The following is a 318-nucleotide window of genomic DNA, read 5'->3' as shown; positions in this document are numbered from 1 at the left end:
GCGTATGCGAAACCCACTTCATACGAAGACATTCATATGCCAACGAATCGTGCTGCTGGTATTGTGATTGCCATGTTCATTACTGTAATGGGCTTTGGTTTAATCTGGCATATCTGGTGGGTAGTTGTTGTGATGTTCATCGCTGCTATTATCAGCTTCATCGCGTCTTCGTTTACGAAGAATGTGGACTACTATGGTCCTGCTGCTGAAGTTGAGCGTATTGAAAATGAACGTTACGCGATTCTTGAAAAACATTTGAAGAAGGACTAAGACAAGGGCTGACGTACGTCATCACGAAAACCACGGACACGATGAGCA

Annotated in this window: 1 pseudogene; it reads left to right on the top strand. The window is 44.0% G+C overall.

Going from position 1 to position 318, the window contains the following annotated elements:
- Positions 1-270, top strand: a pseudogene (locus ACG9ZB_RS16855) (cytochrome o ubiquinol oxidase subunit I); the annotation flags it as partial.
- Positions 271-318: the final 48 nt, after the last annotated feature.

This window comes from Acinetobacter johnsonii (genome assembly GCF_048551975.1).
Classification (GTDB): domain Bacteria; phylum Pseudomonadota; class Gammaproteobacteria; order Pseudomonadales; family Moraxellaceae; genus Acinetobacter; species Acinetobacter johnsonii_A.
Note: the sequence above shows the minus strand (reverse complement) of the source record. Positions and strands in the feature narration are given on the sequence as shown.